The sequence below is a fragment of the Streptomyces sp. DH12 genome, assembly GCF_020873895.1.
GTDB lineage: Bacteria > Actinomycetota > Actinomycetes > Streptomycetales > Streptomycetaceae > Streptomyces.
This window is the reverse complement of sequence record NZ_JAHWGT010001040.1, coordinates 1-455: the sequence shown is the minus strand read 5'-3', so window position 1 is coordinate 455 and position 455 is coordinate 1. Positions and strand designations below refer to the sequence as shown.

The following is a 455-nucleotide window of genomic DNA, read 5'->3' as shown; positions in this document are numbered from 1 at the left end:
CAGGTCGACCGCCTGGGCCGCTCCCTCCGCCGGGGACGGGGACGCGCCGGGGGCCGTGGACGCGATGCGCGTGCCCTCGACGGTCACGCTTCCGCCGTCCACGGTCCCGGTGGGCAGGACCACCCGGGCACCGGTGAGAACCTTGGTGGGGGCCATCAGGTGGTTACCTCCGAGGGGTCAGTGGTCCCGACCGAGGGGTCGGTGGTCTTGAGCAGGTCCCAGGCGAGAAGGCCCGCGCCCAGGCACCCTGCGGTGTCCCCGAGGGTCGCGGGGACCAGGGACGGCAGCTTCTGGAAGGTGACCCGCCGCCGGACGGCCTCCCGCAGCGGTGTGAACAAGGTTTCCCCCGCCTCGGCGAGCCCGCCACCGATGATCACCGTGCGCGGGTCCAGCAGGGTGAGCGCGGTGACCAGCCCGTCGGCGAGCGCGTCCACCGCCTCCTGCCATACTCGTAC

At 73.6% G+C, this 455-nt stretch carries 1 protein-coding gene and 1 pseudogene; both read right to left on the bottom strand.

Annotated elements, in window-relative coordinates:
• Positions 1-156 (bottom strand): annotated as a pseudogene (locus LPA54_RS38395) (N-acetylglucosamine-6-phosphate deacetylase); the annotation flags it as partial.
• On the bottom strand, positions 156-455 hold a 300-nt coding region (locus LPA54_RS38390), incomplete at its 5' end, for an ROK family protein (protein ID WP_228985005.1). The pseudogene LPA54_RS38395 and the gene LPA54_RS38390, both read right to left, overlap by 1 nt.